General features: G+C 57.2%; 13 protein-coding genes. 3 read left to right on the top strand and 10 right to left on the bottom strand.

Going from position 1 to position 18,442, the window contains the following annotated elements:
- The 6 genes from ACOBR2_RS14420 to ACOBR2_RS14395 form a co-directional block, all read right to left on the bottom strand.
- On the bottom strand, nucleotides 1-663 hold the full coding sequence (locus ACOBR2_RS14420; RefSeq protein ID WP_420236815.1) for a hypothetical protein: 663 nt from the start codon (nucleotides 661-663) through the stop codon (nucleotides 1-3).
- A 15-nt stretch (nucleotides 664-678) separates the two neighbouring features.
- The gene (locus tag ACOBR2_RS14415) at nucleotides 679-1,110 is read right to left on the bottom strand and encodes a hypothetical protein (RefSeq protein ID WP_420236814.1); all 432 of its coding nucleotides are present in this window, start codon (nucleotides 1,108-1,110) and stop codon (nucleotides 679-681) included.
- Between the two features lie 561 nt (nucleotides 1,111-1,671).
- Nucleotides 1,672-2,952: a hypothetical protein gene (locus tag ACOBR2_RS14410; protein ID WP_420236813.1), complete on the bottom strand. Its 1,281-nt coding sequence runs from the start codon at nucleotides 2,950-2,952 to the stop codon at nucleotides 1,672-1,674.
- A gap of 26 nt (nucleotides 2,953-2,978) precedes the next feature.
- Nucleotides 2,979-3,932 carry a hypothetical protein gene (locus ACOBR2_RS14405; protein ID WP_420236812.1) on the bottom strand — a complete coding sequence of 318 codons (954 nt, stop codon included), beginning with the start codon at nucleotides 3,930-3,932 and terminating at the stop codon, nucleotides 2,979-2,981.
- A 6-nt stretch (nucleotides 3,933-3,938) separates the two neighbouring features.
- Nucleotides 3,939-4,409 carry a lytic transglycosylase domain-containing protein gene (locus ACOBR2_RS14400; RefSeq protein WP_420236811.1) on the bottom strand — a complete coding sequence of 157 codons (471 nt, stop codon included), beginning with the start codon at nucleotides 4,407-4,409 and terminating at the stop codon, nucleotides 3,939-3,941.
- Complete coding sequence (locus tag ACOBR2_RS14395; protein ID WP_420236810.1) at nucleotides 4,406-5,332, bottom strand: AAA family ATPase; 927 nt, start codon at nucleotides 5,330-5,332, stop codon at nucleotides 4,406-4,408. Before ACOBR2_RS14395 ends, ACOBR2_RS14400 begins: the two co-directional genes overlap by 4 nt.
- Before the next feature lie 669 nt (nucleotides 5,333-6,001).
- On the opposite strand from ACOBR2_RS14395, the gene ACOBR2_RS14390 reads away from it, so the two are divergent.
- A complete protein-coding gene (locus ACOBR2_RS14390) occupies nucleotides 6,002-6,973 on the top strand; it encodes a hypothetical protein (protein WP_420236809.1) in 972 nt (323 codons plus the stop codon).
- Here ACOBR2_RS14390 and ACOBR2_RS14385 read toward each other — a convergent pair.
- Both ACOBR2_RS14385 and ACOBR2_RS14380 read right to left on the bottom strand, forming a co-directional pair.
- Nucleotides 6,861-8,324 carry a tyrosine-type recombinase/integrase gene (locus ACOBR2_RS14385; RefSeq protein WP_420236808.1) on the bottom strand — a complete coding sequence of 488 codons (1,464 nt, stop codon included), beginning with the start codon at nucleotides 8,322-8,324 and terminating at the stop codon, nucleotides 6,861-6,863. The genes ACOBR2_RS14390 and ACOBR2_RS14385 overlap by 113 nt on opposite strands.
- Nucleotides 8,325-8,461: 137 nt before the next feature.
- A complete protein-coding gene (locus ACOBR2_RS14380) occupies nucleotides 8,462-8,719 on the bottom strand; it encodes a hypothetical protein (RefSeq protein WP_420236807.1) in 258 nt (85 codons plus the stop codon).
- A 451-nt stretch (nucleotides 8,720-9,170) separates the two neighbouring features.
- Here ACOBR2_RS14380 and ACOBR2_RS14375 point away from each other — a divergent pair, with 451 nt between their 5' ends.
- Nucleotides 9,171-12,779, top strand: a complete 3,609-nt coding sequence (locus tag ACOBR2_RS14375) for a TonB-dependent receptor domain-containing protein (protein ID WP_420236806.1) — start codon at nucleotides 9,171-9,173, stop codon at nucleotides 12,777-12,779.
- A 148-nt stretch (nucleotides 12,780-12,927) separates the two neighbouring features.
- On the top strand, nucleotides 12,928-15,996 hold the full coding sequence (locus ACOBR2_RS14370) for a glycosyl hydrolase (protein ID WP_420236805.1): 3,069 nt from the start codon (nucleotides 12,928-12,930) through the stop codon (nucleotides 15,994-15,996).
- Nucleotides 15,997-16,002: 6 nt separating this feature from the next.
- Here ACOBR2_RS14370 and ACOBR2_RS14365 read toward each other — a convergent pair whose 3' ends face one another.
- Both ACOBR2_RS14365 and ACOBR2_RS14360 read right to left on the bottom strand, forming a co-directional pair.
- On the bottom strand, nucleotides 16,003-17,325 hold the full coding sequence (locus tag ACOBR2_RS14365) for an MATE family efflux transporter (protein ID WP_420236804.1): 1,323 nt from the start codon (nucleotides 17,323-17,325) through the stop codon (nucleotides 16,003-16,005).
- Nucleotides 17,326-17,400: 75 nt separating this feature from the next.
- Complete coding sequence (locus tag ACOBR2_RS14360) at nucleotides 17,401-18,297, bottom strand: DMT family transporter (RefSeq protein ID WP_420236803.1); 897 nt, start codon at nucleotides 18,295-18,297, stop codon at nucleotides 17,401-17,403.
- Between the last annotated feature and the right edge of the window lie 145 nt (nucleotides 18,298-18,442).

The raw sequence follows: 18,442 nt of genomic DNA, 5'->3' as shown, positions 1-18,442 counted from the left end.
TTACGCCGCCATCGCCTGAAAGAGTTTGAGCAAACCCGTCACGCACAGAAACCCGATTGCTGAAAAGACAAGCCGCGTCCACGGCCTGTGCCGCACGAAGTTCACAACAGCGCCCACACACGCGAGTCCAGCCGCCGCGGGCATGATCTGCCCAACGATATAGTTCCAAAGTGAGCCGAGCATGTCGGTCGTAGCGTATTGACCGCGGGAATTCCAGCCCTGAAAGAGTTGCATCGTAGCCGAGAGCGACATCAGAAACAGCGCGGCAATGATGGATGGCAACGGGTTCTCTCCTGCTGCTATATCGAGCGTCGCCTTGAGCACGAAGTACCCGGCAATGACCGGCACCAACTTCGCGACAATGATTTGATTGACAAAGTTCTTGAATACCAACTCCATGCTGGCGAGCCAGCTGGTTCCGACCGATCCGCTCGCCGATGGAACGGTGATGCCTTGCGCCGCAATCCACGAGAGAAGCTGGGGAAGTGTCAGCAGAATCACAGTCCAAAGCACCCACTTCCCAGTCTTGCCATTGATGTGGAAGTTGATGCCTCCTTCATGCCGCAGGCTCACCCCCGCGGCAGCCAGAGTGCAAAACGCTGCTGGCACTGCCAGATCGAACAGCAGTTGAAGAAGGTCGGAAAGGAATTGCGGCACGGGCATCGCGTTTTGACCTCGTTATTGAATGCCCTGAGCTTGCGTGATAAAACCCTCGGCCATGCGTCCGAGACCGGAGATCACGAGCAATGCAACACCCGTGACGCCCCATCCCATATAGCCGCGGCCACTTTTGAAATGCCAGCCAGCAACGCCAAGGCACGCGATTGCAATCACCGGGGCGATTACATTGCAGCCCCAGTTCACGATGTTGAGGACCGTGCCTTCGACCGTGGTCGCCTGCTGGCCCTGCACTGCCTTGCCGAACTGTGGCGAGGTGCCGAGGTTCTGCGCGACCGCTGCGAAGGGCGCGACGAGATTGCCGGCGAGAATGATCCAAAGCGTGAAGAGCAGAGAGATGCGTCTCCAGTTGATCGCGCCAGGATGCTGAAAGGTTGATAGAGATGCGGCGGGCACTGTCGAGCCCCGCCAGAAGGCCAATGCGGTTTTCATGACTCACTCTCCTGGACGCGGCTGCTCGGGGCACCCGTGTCAGGAGAGAAGTTGTGGCCAAACCAGGATTCGGTCAAATTGCCTGCATCTATTGATCGGTGCCCGTGGTGTTCATCTATATAGAGGCGGAGGGGGGGCGCAGCATGAGCGCATCTGGTTAGTGATCTCCGTTCACCGAGCAACAGCATTCAATGCCGACCCACGCACAGCAGGAGGCTCGTCAATCGCAAATGCTTCCAAATCCTTGCTATGGCCAAACATAGCCTCACAGAGCATAGATTGTTCCGTCACAGAATCGCTGAGAGCGCCGTGCGGAAATATGTCAAACGCACAGTGACATATCGGGAACGGTTTTATGTCAAACGCACATCGACATAACGGGACCGATTATTGGTCAAAAGTTCGCTCGATAGGGCACCCGGCCAGGGCCACAACTGGAATCTGAATAGTGCCCATCACGCTGGCTCGCGGCGGCAACTGTACACAATCTGGCAGGCCCGTCTACAGGCACAAAAATGCCCCGGTTCTGAGGCCGGGGCGTCGAATGCAGATAACGCGATCCTATTGGCCAGCCACTCTGTGCAATCCAGTCTGGCTCTCTTCATGCTTGGTAAAGACGATGTAGATCTTCGTATCGGCAGGAACCGAGACGATTATCCTGCTGGTTGCGTTCAGACTCATCAATTCGGAGTCGCCCGCGTTGCCCACGTTATCTGCTACCCGCTCGCGCAGAAGGTCGCCCTCAGAGAACGCCGCGCTGGAGTTGTTGCCGACCAGCATTGCGGCCAGTGAACCAACACCCGACGCAGCCTTGATCAAGAAGTTCTTGCCGGTGTTCTTTCCGTACACGTTTCCCTTGATCGGCCCAAGATCGAGTCCAGCGCCAATGGCCTCGATCTTCTCTCGCTGTCCATCCAGCAACTCGATCTCATCGAACTTGACTCCAACAAACCCAGACCGGTCCGCTTGCTGCAACTGCCCGTAAACACGCGCGCCCGCTGGCACAACGATGCGGTCGCCAATCGCATAGGTGTACTCGACCACGGCCACAACCGGAGCCAACACTGCGCTCGAAATCTGTGTCTCCAGCTTCGCCTCAATCCGCGAACCAGGCGTCATCTCCAGCACCGTGCCCGTATCCACCGACGCGTGAGTCACAGCGCCAGCAGGTTGCGACTGTGCAGGGGCGCGCACAAATACCAGCGATGCTTCCTTCAGAGCATTCTGTGATTGCTGCGCCTGAACAGGCGATGCGTGGCCGGCATCGCCATACGGTTGCGGCTCCTCCCACTTCTGCTGCGTGTCGGAGAACGATGGGATGGCGCCCAATGTATTTGCGCCCGCCGCGCTCCCTGCATGTGGCTTTGCAGGCGACGCAGCACCCAAGTTATCGCCCGCGCCCGGCGCCGGAGTGCTGGTGCGCTTGATGTCGCCTGGATGCACCTGCCCGCTCGTGTTCTCTTGAACGTCGGTATGAACTGTCTCCATCAACGGCGTGACGCTTCCTTTGGATGGGCCTGACGCCTGTTGCTGTGTCGGATGATTTGGCTGCTTCTCGGCAATCTTCTTTGTAGTGGAGGAGTGGTTGACGAGGCTTGTAAGAGCAAGGAAGAGCACGGCAGCCAGCAATCCGCCGCCAAGCATAATCAGCTTGCTCTTCTCGATGCCGGTCTTGCCGTCGCTGCCTTCTCTCGTCGCATGGCCCGCGGGTTGTTGCGCATCCGCGCGATTTTCATCCAATACAGGCTCCGTCGGAAGCGGAGGCTGCGGACGCGGCGCTTCCAAAGAATCCTCATTGTCAAACTGGGCAATCCTCGATCCATTGTTCTCGTTGCTGTTCATGGCATCTCCTTTTTCTGGGTCGGGTCCTACCGTGGTCCGCCTGCGATAGGCGGCGTAAAGGGCAGACGAATCAGCATCGGCCTGTCCACTTGGTCAGCCTGCGCTATCTGAAGGAAAAGCTTCTCCGTCGATTGCTTGAAGTTTGGGCGGTCGAAGACGACGACTCCATCCGCACGCGCGCCGGCCTCGATCCTTGTCGTGCTCAGCCTATACTCGCGAATCAACAGCTGATCCGCAGTGAGACTCTTACCTTCCTTCTTTTTCTTCTTCTTCGCCGCGCGGCCGCTGATCTGAATCTGCGGCGGCACAACCTCCACAGGCTGATCGGAGGCATTGAGAATCGAGAACGAAATGACCGTCTGATTGCTCCATTGGCGTATGTCGCCGAGCGAAGTTTCAATCTGCTTGCCCTCCCATTTCGTCCAACCCGGCGCATTGACGCGTATCTGCAACTCATACTCTTCGTCGATAGCAGAGAGCGGTTTCGCTGCCGCGGAAATCCGAGGTTGAGTAGAGGACGACGCGATTCCTGTTGGTTCAACTTTCGTGTGCTCGGCACTTGCACTGCCAGCGATCAGGAAACTCCTGGATGTGCGGTACTCAATCAAGAAGTCAACAGGCAGAGCAGATCCGCTCGCGCCAACCCCATCGCTGATCAACTCCAAGGTCACATGAAGGCCGGATTTCGTCGCGATCAATAGGTTCGATTCAGCGGCCTCTTTCGTGATGGGCTTCACGTACACATACTCTGTCTCGCCCTCGTTGTGCTCCGCTTTGAAGGAACCTGGACTGCCGAGAATCACCGACGTGATCTCCTCCGGCATATGGATTGTCGACTCGAACTCCGGTCGCAGGTGCAACGTCGTCACCTCCGACGGGTTGATGGTGATCGTCGCAACGCGCGGCTTGACCGCGTTGTCAGCGGCGAACAGATGCAGTGGAAGCAGCACTGCTATCGGGAAAAACCAGCGAAATCTCATTTCGAGTTACCTCCTGTGCAATGAATTTGCAGCGAGCTTGCGCGCCACATAATGACGCCGAACCGATTCGACGTAAGCAATGACATCCGGGTTGTTGTAGTCGAGTTGCCGCTTGCCGACCCATCGATCGCCGGCGTAATAGGCCGCAGCCACAAGCCTCAAATCGCCGTGAAACTCCCACATCAGCGTGGTCAAATAGCGCGTTCCCGCTGCAATGTTCTGCTCCGGATCGAAAGGCTGGTAAGCACCAAAGCGCCGCGCAGTCGTTGGCATCAATTGCATCAAGCCGAGAGCGCCCTTGCTGGAGACGGCGCGCGGATTCCAGCGCGACTCGACATCAATGAATGCAGCAACCAACTCCGCAGGCACGCCGTAGCGGCTGGCATAGTGCCGCACAAAGCTCTCGGCAAGAGCAGTGTGCGCTTGCCCCCAGCCAGCAATTGGAGAAAAGATAAGTAGCGCAAGCAGCCACTTCATAGCGCATCGCCTCCTGAGATTCCGAGATCCTGCGCATACCGCGCCCCATCGACCAGCAAACTTTGGAATCCTTCGCGCAGCAGCAGATGACGACGATCTTTTTCGGTCTTGGCCAGGAAGGGAAGCAGCACATCCCGCTGCTCTTCCGTCACATGATCGCTGCCCATCAGCCGCAGCGCATTGGCAAAGTCGATCATCTCCGAGACCGAAGGCGGCTTCTCCAGCGAATAATTTCTGAACGAGCGTGCAATACCCGCGATCTCGCGGTGAAACTCTACGCCAGCTCCCGGTGTGCGGCTGGCAATGATCTCCGCCTCGCGCTCCGGCGTAGGATGCTCGACCCGCACATACAAACTGCGTCGCCTAATTGGATCGCCCAGCCGCCGCTCCTCATTGCTGGTGAGCACCACAAACGGAATACTCTTGGCCTCAACTGTCCCAAACTCAGGAATGGAGAGCTGCCACGCCGATAGAATCTCCAGCAGCAACGCCTCGAATCCCTCATCCACCTTGTCGAGTTCGTCGATCAACAGCACACATGGCTTTTCGCATTCGAGCGCCCGCATCAGCGGACCAGGTCGAAAGAAATCGCGCCCCTTGAGGTTGGTCTGCAACTCACGCCAACTCCCGCTCTCTCCGTTCCCCTTCGAGAACTCCATATAAAGCCGCTGAAGGCTCTCATCGAAGCGCCCAATGGCCTTGTCCTCCGTGACACCGCGATAGCATTGCAGCCGCTCGATATGCGTCCCAGCCGCCTGAGCAACCGAGACTGCGAGTTGCGTCTTGCCGCTCCCCGCAGGTCCTTCAAGCAGCAGCGGTTTCTGCAACTTCGCCGCCAGGAAGACAATCCTGGTCATCACCGGGTCGATGAAATAGCCGGTCGTGGCCAACTTGCTCGACAAATCTGTGATTGAATTAAACAAGGATCTCCTCCGTAGGTCATAGACCATGTGTTGGGGGTCTGTACTGCTGCATCCTAAGCAGTTCCACTTCTCGTTATCTTTCCTGCCCCCCTCAAATGGAATCGAGCATGTCTCCGATGCAAAACTCAGTCAAATTCGTCAGCCCTGCTTGAGGCGAGCGTATAGCTCGAATGCAAGGAAATGCGGAGTTGCCTGCTTGGTATGCTTCCAAGAGAGATCTCAGGACAGTCCCTGCAGGCGCCTGTGAACGCGTTGGGCAATCTGCTCAGGAATTCTTATGGAGGTATATCCTCTCTTGAGTCTGGTATGCGGGCGCGCAATCTTTACTACTCCAGGTTCTTTTGTGAAAAGGCGTCGTATCGTGTTCTCGCTGAAGAACCACAGTTTGGAGAGTTCTGCCACTGTGTAGTGCCTTTCCAGAGCGGGCACGCCAGAGGTTGCCTCTGCGAAGCCCAGGCTGTTTGAAAAGTTTTGCGGTTCATGTTGGAGTTCCATCTGGCACCTCTCAAGATTCTGACTTGCGCTGTTGGAAGTAACGGACGTTGGTCGAAGATACGGGCTCGACCCAGAACATCCGGAATCGCTCCGGATACATGTAATCCAGGTCAAACGCTCGGTCAAATCTCTGTGGCAGGGAACACCTGTGAGCAGGAAAGGGAGGTTCGAGCGGTGAACGTACAATGGAGTTCGCGGGAGTTTGAGATGACCATTCAGTCAGGCGGACGCAGGGAGAAGACCAGAAATGGATTACGACTCGTCCATGGCTTAGGCAGCGAAGTTGTCTCCTTGACCGATATTCCCAGCCCGGTCGCAGAATCGCTTCAGCGTCAATTCAGCGAGGAGATGGTCGCATTGTTCCGCAGAGCGAATGTGAGTCCCGCGCTCATCTATGCGTTCTCGAAAACAGGGCTGGTTGTGACCGAGGAGAATCGAGACCGGTTGCCTCCGGCTGAGTACCGGGAATGGAAACAAGCGCTCCGTGAGTATCAACGGAGACTGGACGCAGACAGCAAGGCCGTCGCGCTCTGCTACACGCTGCATCATGAGTTAGGCCGGTCGGAGCTATCGAAGAAGAAGCGATTCGCCGCGTCCGAACTCGCTGCTGCCGTGCTCAATGCATTGGATGAGGGGATCAGCTCCTTTGCGTTAGAAGGCGTCTTCCTCAACGCCTGGCTGACTTTGGCTTGCCGACGCAACCATGTGCTTGCAGACGACCGGGAAGGGCTACGACAGCAATTAGGTACGGAAGTGCCCGAAATCCGGAATCTGCTGAACGAAATCTACGATGATCTGCCGAGCCCCTCCTGGAGTCCGGCCGTCGAAAAGCGCCTTGCACGAATCGAGGCCGCGAGGGCTGTACCAGAGACCTGGCTAGGGAAGCCGCCCGCCACCAAAGCCGATGCAGAGTGGGAGATGACTCCTGCTTTCGAGCGCCTGCAATTCGCAATTGAGTTCTGCAACGCTGCGCAGGTACCCGAGGATGTCATGGAGGCAATGTTCTTTCGCTTCTGGTTGCGGACGCTCGTTCTCAACGACCGGTTGCCCGAACTCTTTTTCCAGACGCTCGATCGGAACTGGGAACTGGTTCATGCGCAGGTTCAGAGTCATATGGCAAGGTACGCCGCTCCCCGCTTGCAGTAGTCCGCTCTTCACCGGCTTTCGGCCGGTCTGCCGAGCGTATGAGCTGCCAGCCTGCTTTCCTGTGACCGGAACTCGCAGCATTCGACGGACTGTTCTCTGGATCCGGCACGATGGTCGCACCGACTTCCCACGCGTTACGAACGCTGTCCTGAAGTTGGATCTGCCTTGCCTTCACAAAAGGAGAGTAGCTTTTCTCGGTGATCTTTACCGAAGCGTGTCCAAGGAGCAGCGAAACCTGGTCGATGGGCACACCTGCAAGCAGCATCTCAACGGCGAAGGTGTCCCGGAACATGTGGGGATGGCAGCGCTTCGGAGAGCCATCAGCCTGAGTCAGGTTGACCAGTTTGAAGAGGCGGCGATAGCTGCGCTGCCAATCGGCAACGACGCTCTTCGGCTGCCCATTGCCACTCCAGAAAAAGTAACGTGGATTCGGCTTCGGACCGGGAGGAACATTTTGGAGAGCCTCGACCACCTGTGGCGGGAGCGGCACATAGACCGGTGTTCCGGTCTTGGCCTGGTAGAGAAGAAGGCTGTCGCCATGAAGGCGATGCCGCTCAAGAGTCACTGCGTCGCGAATGCGGAGGCCGCTCCAGCGCATCAGCAGGGTCATTGTGCGAAGCCGTGTCCGGTTGTCCTCTATTGGAACGACGCCGCCGCGCTTGTCGCCACACCTTGAGGTCGCGTCCGTTATTCTCTGAAACTCGTCGCGAGGAAAGTAGTCGGTAGGGACTTGCACGACCTTGATTTTTCCTAGCCCCATGGTCGGATTCTGGCTGATGTAGCCGCGGCGGACGCCGGCCCAGAAGAAGCCGATCAAACGGTCCTGCTTTTTCTGCTTGGCCAAGCCGCCATCCTTCCAGGTACTTCGGAAGGAGAGCAGCGCGTCGAGATCGATCTGATCGAGGTAATCCAGCCCTTGCACCCGGGTCCAGACGAGGAACTGCTTGCGAAAGATGGTATCGAGCTTTGAAAGCGTGGCGGGTTTCAACTCCCGACTGCGAGCGTCAGCCAGGTAAGACTCAACGGCCTTCACGATGGTCACTCTGGGCTTTTGCGGTGGTTGAGTTGGGATTTGGGCGGAGGGAACTGAAGAAACTGGTGCGGGAGAAACGACAGCCGGGTGCTCGGGCATCGGTGCTGACTGCGAAACCGGCTGGGCGGGAACGGACGCTGGATTTTCCAGACGATGGCGGTATTGCTCGGCCTCGTCCCAGAGGCGCGTTTTTGCGCTCAGGCGGTAGAACTCGCCGTCATGCGAACCCCAAATCCATTTGGGGCAGTTGCAGCGGCGCCACAGCTTGTCGCCGTAGTGTTTGCAGTCTGCGGAATGACGTGTGTAGACGGACAGCATCGGGCTCTCCCGCTTCAGACGGGGATTCTGCTCGATTCGCCCAAATGGGTCAAACCCGACCGGCTACTGTACAAAATACTGTACAAAAATCGACCCGGTTTTTAGTCCGAAGACTTAAGTGGTTATAAATAAACGACTTAAGTGTGGTGGAGGCGGCGGGAGTCGAGCGAACGCCCAAAGACGTGGGCGCCGATCTCCTGCTCATGAACCTCCGGAGTGCCGGGGCCGAGTGAGCGCTTGCCCACATAGAGCAGAAAGTCGCGCAGGCGGGCTGAGCGGCTGAGCTGTTCACTTTGGGCGATGCGTTGAATCAGAGCCCATTTCTCTTCCTGGCCGGGTTCTTCCTGTAGCGGGGCAACCGCAGTCTGGACCGGACTGTTTCCAATCGCGTTCATCCCTGCTCCTTGAGCACGGTCCCAAGTCTACCACTGAATTTTCACTGTTGACGAGCGGTTTTCTGGTGCGCATGGCGGGCTGAAAGAACTCTTAACAGGTTAAGAGTTGGACGTGACTTCTTAGATGCAAACGGCAGATTTCATGTGTTTTAATGGGTGTCTCGCAGGGTGGGGAAGAAACCTCTCCCCGGTAAACCACAGGAACTCTTCCGGTAAATTAACTTGCCCGGCGTTCTTTGCAATCCGGAGAATCCGCTCGAGTTTGCAACCTGCATTTTAAGCAATGCGTGCATAAACGCAGCTCTGGCGCAGGGAAAGAAACCGGATGGCAGGCCACCTGAAGAACCGCATCAAGGCGAAGATCAGCACCAAACGCCGGTTCAGATCTGGGTTGGCATATGTTGTTCGACGGGATGCGCCGATGCCGGGGCAAACACACTTGGAGGAAATAATGGTGACGAATCTACAGCACTTGCCGGCAAGAAGAGCCTGGATTCCGGGAGTTCTTTCTGCCGTTGTTCTATGTCTGTTCTCCCTTGGCCTGCATGCTCAGCAATATCTGGCGGGGGTCTCGGGAACAATTACAGACGGAACCGGAGCGGTAGTCGTGGGTGCTACGGTAACGGCTGAAAACGTTGACACTCACTTTAAAACTTTGGATACAACCAATCAGGTGGGCGCTTATGTCATTCCATTCCTGACTCCGGGAACCTACTCGGTGACGGTGGCGGCCAACGGTTTCCGTTCGGCGGAGAAGACCGGGGTCGTTTTGCATGCTTCGGACAAGGGAATCGTGGATCTGCGACTCTCCGTAGGAACCCAAAGTGAAAGCATTCAGGTGACGGTGGACCTGCAGACGCTGGACACCGGATCGGCCTCGCTCGGTCAGGTGCTGGACAAGCAGGAGGTCGTCGAGCTCCCAAACATTGGCCGCAATCCTTTTGTGGAAGCTACGCTGGCTGCGGGCACTTACTCTGGCAACTTCATTACCGGATCGGCCAGCCAGTACAACCAGCCCTACAGCGGCACCGCTTCGCAGATGCAGATTGGCGGTCTCGGCAATGAGCATCGTCTGGAACTGAACGGCATGCCGGACGATGCGCCGGAGCGGCTTTCGGCTGTCACCTACACCGACTTTGTGCCCTCCCCCGAGGCTGTACAAGAGGTGAATACGCAGACGCTGCTGGTGGATGCGCAGTATGGCCACTCAGATGGCGCTGTCATCAACACCATTGTGAAGACTGGCCAGAATGAACTGCATGGATCGGCGTATTACATCCTGCAGAACACCGACCTGAACGCCAACACTACCCAGCGTAAACAGTCGACCACGCAGAGCACCAAGGGCCAGCCTTCGGTGAACCGCTGGCAGCAACCCGGCTTTGTGGTGGATGGTCCGATCCGGCTGCCCAAGCTCTACAACGGCCACGACAAGAGCTTCTTTATGGTGGCCTACGAGCATATTCAGACCAACACGCCGAACCCCTATACGGGATTTATGCCCACCGACGCCATGCGCAAGGGCGATTTTTCCAGCCTGTGCAGCACCTTCAACTCGAACGGCTTCTGCACCAGCGGTATTCAGCTTTATAACCCGAATTCGCCGATCGATTCGAGTGGCAACCGCACCTCGTACTTCGCCAATAACAACGTTGCCAGCGCCATCGATCCGGTGGCGGCGGCCATCATTAAGTACTTTCCGGAGCCGAACTCGGCCAATCCGACCAGCAGCGTCAACTACATCTCCGGCGATGACACAATCAAGGATCATTACTGGTCGTTCATCACCCGCATTGACCACAAGCTGACCGAGCAGCAGACGCTGACCGGCCTGTTCTTCCGCAGCATCCGCAACCAGCTTTACCCGGTGCAGGGTTTTGGCATCAACGGCAACGGCGTCGGTGGCCCGGGCTACTCGCACTTCCGCAAGGATACCGGTGCGTCGGTTGACTGGACTTATCAGCTTTCGCCCTCGCTGGTGCTCGATAGCCGTCTGGGCTTTGTCTATCACCCCTTCTCGCTCACCTATTACGGTGACAATTTCAACCTGACGAGTCTGGGATTTTCCAGTACCTTTGCCTCGGCGGTACCTCGTGAGACCTTTCCTGGAATTTCATTTACAAATGGTGTAAATGGATATAGCAGCATCACAGGCGGTGGCGGCCAGTACAGCGAAGCCACGGCTTCTTCCTGGAACGAAGTGCTGACCAAGGTGATCCGCAACCACTCGGTAAAGGTGGGTTTTGAGGGGGAAGATCTGCGCTACGATCTGATCTCGACCAGTGCGGCTGCCTCGAACATCGGAACCTTCAACTTCACACGTGGATTCACGCAGAAGAACTACACAACCAGCGATTCCACTTCAGGTGATCCGATGGCCTCGTTCCTGACGGGTGCCATCAACAGTGACACCGTGAACTGGTATGGTCCAATGGCCTACGACCAGAAGTATGTGGGCTTCTTCCTGCATGATGATTGGCGCTTAAAAAACAAACTCACACTGAATATGGGCATTCGCTGGGATTACGAAGCTCCTATGACGGAGCGGCATAACCAGATGAATGCTGGATTCTGCGCCATCTGCACCAACCCGCTGCAATCTTCGGTGAGCGGCTTGACGCTGAACGGCGGCCTGCAGTTTGCCAGCTCTTCGCATCGCATGGGCTATAACAAGGAACTGAATAACTGGCAGCCCCGTTTTGGTCTGGCCTATCAGCTGACCAACAAGTCCGTGCTGCGCGGCGGTTTCGGCATGATCTATATGCCGACCTTCGATCAGCCGGGAGCGACAGGTTTCAGCCAGAGCACCAGCTATACGTCGACTACCAGCAGCAGTCCTTCCACGCCTGCCCATTCGTTTGCCAATCCGTACCCAAGTGGTTTGGTGTCGCCAACCGGTTCATCGCTAGGCCTGGAAACGGCGCTTGGCCAGGCGTTGTCGCCGGAAGATACCAATCACCTTCAGCCGCGGCTGTTCTTCGGATCGTTGGGAGTGGAATACCAGTTGCCGCGGAATGCGGTCATCGAAGTGGATTATGTGGCCAACGCCAGCCGTCACATGCAGGTAAGCAAAGCTATCAATGCGCTGCCGTCCTCAGATTTTGCTCTGGGCGCAACGGAGTTGAACACGCTGGTTTCCAACCCGATGTCGGGTCTGATTTCGAGTAACTCGACGTTGAATGCCTCAACCATTGTTAAGTCGGCCTTGCTGGCTCCGTATCCCGAGTTTGGCGGCATCACCATGTATAACCGTCCGCTGGGCTACACCTCCTACAACGCCATGCAGGTGAGTGTGCACAAGCGCTTCAACGATGGCTTCAGTTTCCAGTTCCACTACACATGGTCGAAGCAGATGAATGCAACGGGTTATCTGAATAGCACCGATAACTGGGACCAACTTTTCCGTCGCGAATCTTCTTCGCCGAACCGTTTGTGGAATGTGTTGGGCAGCTATGAATTCCCGACGCTGTTCCGCAATAACTACTACAGCCGCATGGTGCTTGGTGGATGGTCCTTCCACGCCGTGGTGCGTAGCCATAACGGTTTGCTGATCAGCTATCCCGGTGCCAGCGGCAGTCAGGTGGACCGGGTTGCGGGTGCGAACCTGCATGGCGGCGGCAACAACCGCAGCATGCTGCACCAGTTCAATACCTGCTACCTCGATGCCTCGGGAGTGATTCATCCGGGCGGCTGGAATAGCAATCTATCGACGGGGGCCTGTAGTTATGGCGATGGCTCTCCGGCATGGAAGCTGCGTACGGCCACCACGACGGCGACCACTGGCTATGCCTTGACGACGGCAACTTATAACACTATCCTTCCAGGCATTCGCCAGATGGTGTTACCCATCGCCGATGCTTCGCTGTTCAAGAAGTTTGTGATTCACAACAAGGTCAACTTCGAACTGCGAGGTGAGTTCTTCAACATCGCCAACACTCCGAATTACGGAACCCCAAATTCGACGCTGACCACCACGGGTTCAAGCGGAGCCGGTACACTGACGTGGAGCCAGGGCAACGACCCACGCTTGGGTCAGGTTACTGCTCGCATCAACTTTTAATGTTCGATCCAGGGACGTCCGGTAGCCAGTGCTGCCGGACGTCTGCAATCTCTTTCTGAAATTTGACTGGCAGCCGACACGCAGGGCCAGAACGAATCAGAACGACATCTGCCAGGAAAAAGCGAGGTTTTGCGTGCGACGGAGCTCTGTGAGTGCGGGCATTTCTACAATTTTTTCTTTTCTGCTGGCAGGTTTTCTGGCCGTCAGCCTTCACGCCCAGGCGAGCGTCACTGCAGTCGATGCGCTGCGCGCAGGATTCAAAACGCCTCCTGCCGAAGCAAGGGCGCGCTGTTATTGGTGGTGGCTAAATGGAAACACAACCAAAGAAGCCATCACCCGCGATCTGGAGGGCATGAAGGCCAAAGGCATTGGTGGCGCGATTCTGGTGGACGCCGACGGCTCGGGCGAGCAGGGAAACCGCGAGGTGAAGCAAGGGCCTGCGGTTGGCAGTCCGCAGTGGAATGAGTTGTTTGTGCATGCGCTTGCGGAAGCGCAAAGACTCGGCCTTGAAATCAGCCTGAATGTAACCAGCCGCTGGGATGTGGGCATTATCGGCGGAAAAACTGTGCAGCCGGAAGACGCAATGAAGCTGCTCACGTGGTCACGCACGACGGTGACTGGTGGCTCGTACAGCGTTAGGCTGACCGCGCCGCACGTTGCGAATGGATTTTACCGTCCCATCGCCGTGTTGGCTTATCCGCTGCATCATGGCGCAGCGCTGCCGGGAGCGCCGGGAAGCCGTCGTGCTTCGAATCCGGATCTATGGTTTAAGACTGCGACCATAGAGACAGGCTTTTCCATGCCGCCCTCCGAAAAATACCTGCGCAACGGAATTGCCACGCCCGGCGAACAGGATGCGGAAGTGAGCGAAGTGCTGGACCTGAGCGCGCAGATGGATGCGGGAGGCAATCTGCAGTGGAAGGTTCCTGACGGCACCTGGGAAGTTTTGCGCATTGGCTACACCGACACTTATAAAACACTGGTGGATCATGCGGAACAGGTGCAGGGATTGCCGCTCGACGCACTGAGCGCAGCGGCGTTTGATCACTACTGGCAGCAGGCGGTGGAACCCTTGTTGGCCGTGGCCAAGCTGTATGTAGGAACGAGCCTGCGCTATCTTGTGACGGACAGTTGGGAGGCGGGCGGAGCTAACTGGACGGAGGATTTTCGCGAGCAGTTTCAGCGTCGCCGGGGCTACGATCCGCTGCCCTATCTGCCGGTGGTTGCGGGCCGCTTACTGACGAGTCGCGCAGTCAGCAATCAGTTTCTGTTTGACCTGCGCCGCACCGTGGCCGACCTGATTACGGAAAATTATTACGACCGCTTTGCCGAACATGCCCACAAGGTTGGACTCGGCACGCACCCTGAGTCGGGTGGTCCGCATGGCGCACCGATCGATGCGCTCGAAACCTTTCGCAGTTCCTCGTTTCCGCAGACGGAGTTCTGGGCGGATTCCGGCTGGCATCGCGTGGCCGACAATGAGCGCTACTTTGTGAAAGAAGCTTCCAGCGCGGCGCATATCTACGGTAAGCCGTTGGTGGCCGCCGAAGGACCCACCAGCATGAATCGTTCTGCGTGGAGCGAAGCGCTGGCCAGCAATGTGCAGCCGGCGATTGACTATGCTTTTACCGAAGGGCTCAATCACATCATCTGGCATGAATTCACCTCGTCGCCCGCGGAGTATGGCAAGCCCGGGCAGGAGTATTTTGCAGGCACGCATCTGAATCCGAATGTAACTTGGTGGAATCAGACAGGGCCGTTTCTGGCCGCGCTCAATCGCGCTCAATTCTTGTTACAGCAGGGAAGGCCGGTCAGCGATCTGCTCTACTTCTACTCGGATCAGGTGCCGAATTTTGTGCGCTCCAAGAACGACGATCCCGCGCATACGCTGCCTGGGTACGACTACGACGTGGTGAACGAAGACGCTCTGCTGCATCGTTTGCAATTTGACGGAGCGCATCTGCATACGCCGGAGGGCGTGGAGTACCGAGCGCTTGCGCTGCCGTCTTCGGGCAGGTTTTCACTGGCCGCTCTGCGCTGGGTTGAGCAGTTTGTGGCGCAGGGTGGAGTGGTGATTGGCGCGGAGCCAACAGAAGCGCTGGGTCTGCAGACGAGTGAGCAAAAAGGCGAGTTCAGTAGGATTGCCGCAGCACTCTGGTCGGGTTGCAATCCGCAGACAAAGACCGCGCACTACGAAAAAGGAACGATTGTCTGCACCACTTCAGCGCAGGATGCTTTTGCTGTGTTGGGCGTTGCGCTGGACTTCAAATTCACCGTGCACGCTGCAGCGCAGGTGGGCAATGAGCCTGCCTTCGACTATGTGCATCGCTCCACAGCGGAAGCAGAAATCTATTTTGTGCGCAACACCAGAGCGCATGCTGTGGAGGCTACGCTTTCCTTCCGTGTGCAGGGCCGCACGCCGGAGCTTTGGTCGGCAGACGACGGTTCCGTGCAGACCGCTGCAGCGTATCGTGAAACTGCAGAGGGACGCACGGAAATTCCATTGTCCTTTCCTGCGTATGGATCAACCTTTGTGGTCTTCACACATGCTTCTGGCTTGCATTTAGTACGCATTGAACGCAATGGAGCCGAAGCATTCCCGGCAATCCGCAAGGGCGGAGATCTGTTCACGACTTCTGAAGGAGAATTGGTCGCGCTGACTGCTGGAAGCTATAACCTGCTGGATTCCAGCGGAGAATCTCACTCCCGAACGGTGAGCAACTCGACTCCTGCAAAAACATCGCGGTGGACGCTGGCATTTCCAGCAGGATGGGGCGCGCCTGCCAGCATTCCGGTGGAGAGTTTTAAATCATGGACAGAATCGAAGCTCGCAGGGATTCGTTATTTTTCCGGCAGCGCCGTCTATCACAGCCATTTACAGGTGAGCGCAGAAGAGCATGACAAGCCCTTGTGGCTGGAGTTGGGCGATGTGCGGGAGATTGCTACGGTGCGCGTGAATGGCAGTGTGGCGGGCACTACGTGGCAGTCGCCGTACGCAGTGCGCATCGATGGAAAACTGCACGGGGGCGAGAACACGATTGAAATTGAAGTAGCGAATCTTTGGCCCAACCGTCTGATCGGTGATTTGCAAAACACCGGTCAGACGCACTACACGCACACCAACATCAGCGCCTACCGCAAGGATTCTCCGCTGCTGCCTTCAGGGATTCTGAAGCCAGTGACGGTGCAGACAGGCAGCGTTTTGCATTGGCGCTGAGCATTTTTATGCGATCAATTGTGGAATGGCTTTAACGCGCAGGCCCAGCGTCAGTCCGCGCAGGGCCATGAAGCAGGTGAAGGCCAGCCAGAGTCCGTGATTGCCCCACAGATGAACCAGCAGCAGACTGAGCGCAAGAAAGAGGCTCAGCGAAATCAGCATGCTGTTGCGCAAGTCTGTGGAGCGCGTTGCGCCGATGAAGATTCCGTCGAACTGATAGCCCCACACGGCCACCATGGGCAGTAGCATCAGCCATGGTAGATAGAGGGTTGCCTCGTGCGCAACAGCGGGCTGGTTGGTGAACCAGCCAATGATGTGCGTGCCCATCAGTACAAAAAACAGAGACAAAAGAACGGCAGTGAGCAGAGCGCAGACAAACGAGGCGCGCAGCACCTGAACGAGCTGTGCGCGGTTACGTGCGCCCAGTGCTTCTCCTGTCAACGCTTCGGTAACATTGCCGAAGCCATCGAGCGCGTACGACGCAATGGAAAGCAGATTGAGCAGTACAGCATTGGCTGCCAGCACGGCGTCTCCAGCCTGTGCGCCGCAGCGTGTGAACCAGGCAAAGGCTGCGACCAGCGCGAGGGTGCGCACCAGAATGTCGCGATTGAGGCGGAACAAATGCAGGAGCTGTTCGGCATGCAGAAGGTGGTTCCACTCCACGCTGTGCCAGTTTATTTGCAAGCCAAGCAACGCAAGGCCCAGCAGACAGCCGAACCATTCGGCACTGAGTGTGGCCGTGGCAATGCCGGCAATGCCCCAGTGCAAGCCGCTGACCAGCCAGAGGGCCAGCACCAGATTCACCGCTTGAATAGAGGCTTGCAGCAGCAGTGCGGTGCGCGATTGCTGACGGCCCAGCAGCGTGCCCAGAACGGCGTAGTTGATGAGCGTGGCCGGCGCGGCCCAGATGCGGATGCTGCAATACACAAGCGCCTGCGCATGCACCTCATTGCTGCCGCCCAGCAGGCCCAGCGCAAAGTGAATCAGCGGCTTTTGCAGGGCCAGGATCGCTAGGCCGATGGCTAGGCCAAGGCCCAGCGCGCGCAGAACGTGGGCGCAAAGGTCGCCTGGCCTTCGTGCGCCCCAGGCCTGCGCCACAAGCCCCGTGGTTGCCATGCGCAAAAATCCAAAGCTCCAGAAGATAGTGTTGAACAGCACGCCGCCCATGGCCACACCGCCCAGCACGGCGGCCGACTTCTGATGGCCGGAGAGAATCGTGTCCACGCTGGCCAGCATGGGCTGGGTCAGATTGGAAAGAATCAGCGGAAAGGCAAGAAGACAGATCCTGCGTATTTCGCCGCGATCAATGAAGGCTGTTTGCTGGTGCAATGCTGCTCCATCCTGAAGGCATGTACGATCTGTTGGACAGAATCGTGAGTATCAGAATATCGTGTCCGCAGTATTTTAAACGGAGAGCGGGGCAGGCATGGTCTGCTTCCGCGCCGCCAGAGCGATCAACAGACCGGAGCCAAGAATCAGCCCACCGCCAAGCAGCATCGGCAGGCCGGGCTTGTCGCGCCACACAGCGTAGGAGACCAACGTGCCGGTCAGCAGTTGTGTGTAGTGGTACTGCGAGACGTTGCTGGCCGAGGTGTGCTTGACGGCGATGTAAAAACAGAGTGTTCCCGCTGCGCAGAAGAAGCCCATCATCATCAAGGTCAGCCACAGCGTGGGCGTGAGGGGCTTGGCATGGAAGCTGCAAAGAGCAAATCCGGCAAGAGCCGTGACTACACCTGAGCAGAAGGCTAGGCTTTCGGGCGGTTCTGTGCGGGTGAGCACGCGCGACCAGACCATGTTCACTGAAAAGCATGCAACGCAGACCATGCAACTGGCCACGCCGATCAGATCAACGTGTTGCGTATGGCTCCACGGTGCAACCGCAATCACCACGCCGCAAAAGCCGAGCACCAACGCCAGCGTCTTGCGCCGGGTGATGTGTTCGCGCAGAAAGATCGCGGAGAGCAGGGCAATGGTAAGCGGCGAAGTGAATACCAGTATGTAGAACATGGTCAGCGACAGATGGCGCAGGGCAATCACCACGCAGATGTTGTTCGACATATCGAGCAGCGCACGCACAAACTGACGAGGAATGGAGCGGGGACGCAGATTGTCGCCGTGGCCGCGCGCAAAGGCCTGTATGGCCAGTACCAGCGCCATGAAGAATCCCATGAAGGCGACGACTTCATCGGGAGGAAGACCGAACTGGCCAACCCACTTGACGCAACTATCGCCCAGCACCCAACAGGTGAAGCCGGTAATGGCAAAGAAGATGGCAGTAAGGTCGGAGATGCGGGGGTTCATTGTGCTAAGTATATCGTTCCAAGAATGTACCAGTGCCGCAACCCTGGGTGTAGGCCGTATGGCAGGGACAGGTCGTTCATCTTTTTTTCGACTACCTGGAATCAAAAAAATGTGGCCGCCGGAAGACCGGCGGCCACTTTGTATT

Source organism: Telmatobacter bradus, from assembly GCF_048629425.1.
GTDB lineage: Bacteria > Acidobacteriota > Terriglobia > Terriglobales > Acidobacteriaceae > Telmatobacter > Telmatobacter bradus.
This window is presented reverse-complemented; position numbering and strand designations above follow the sequence as displayed.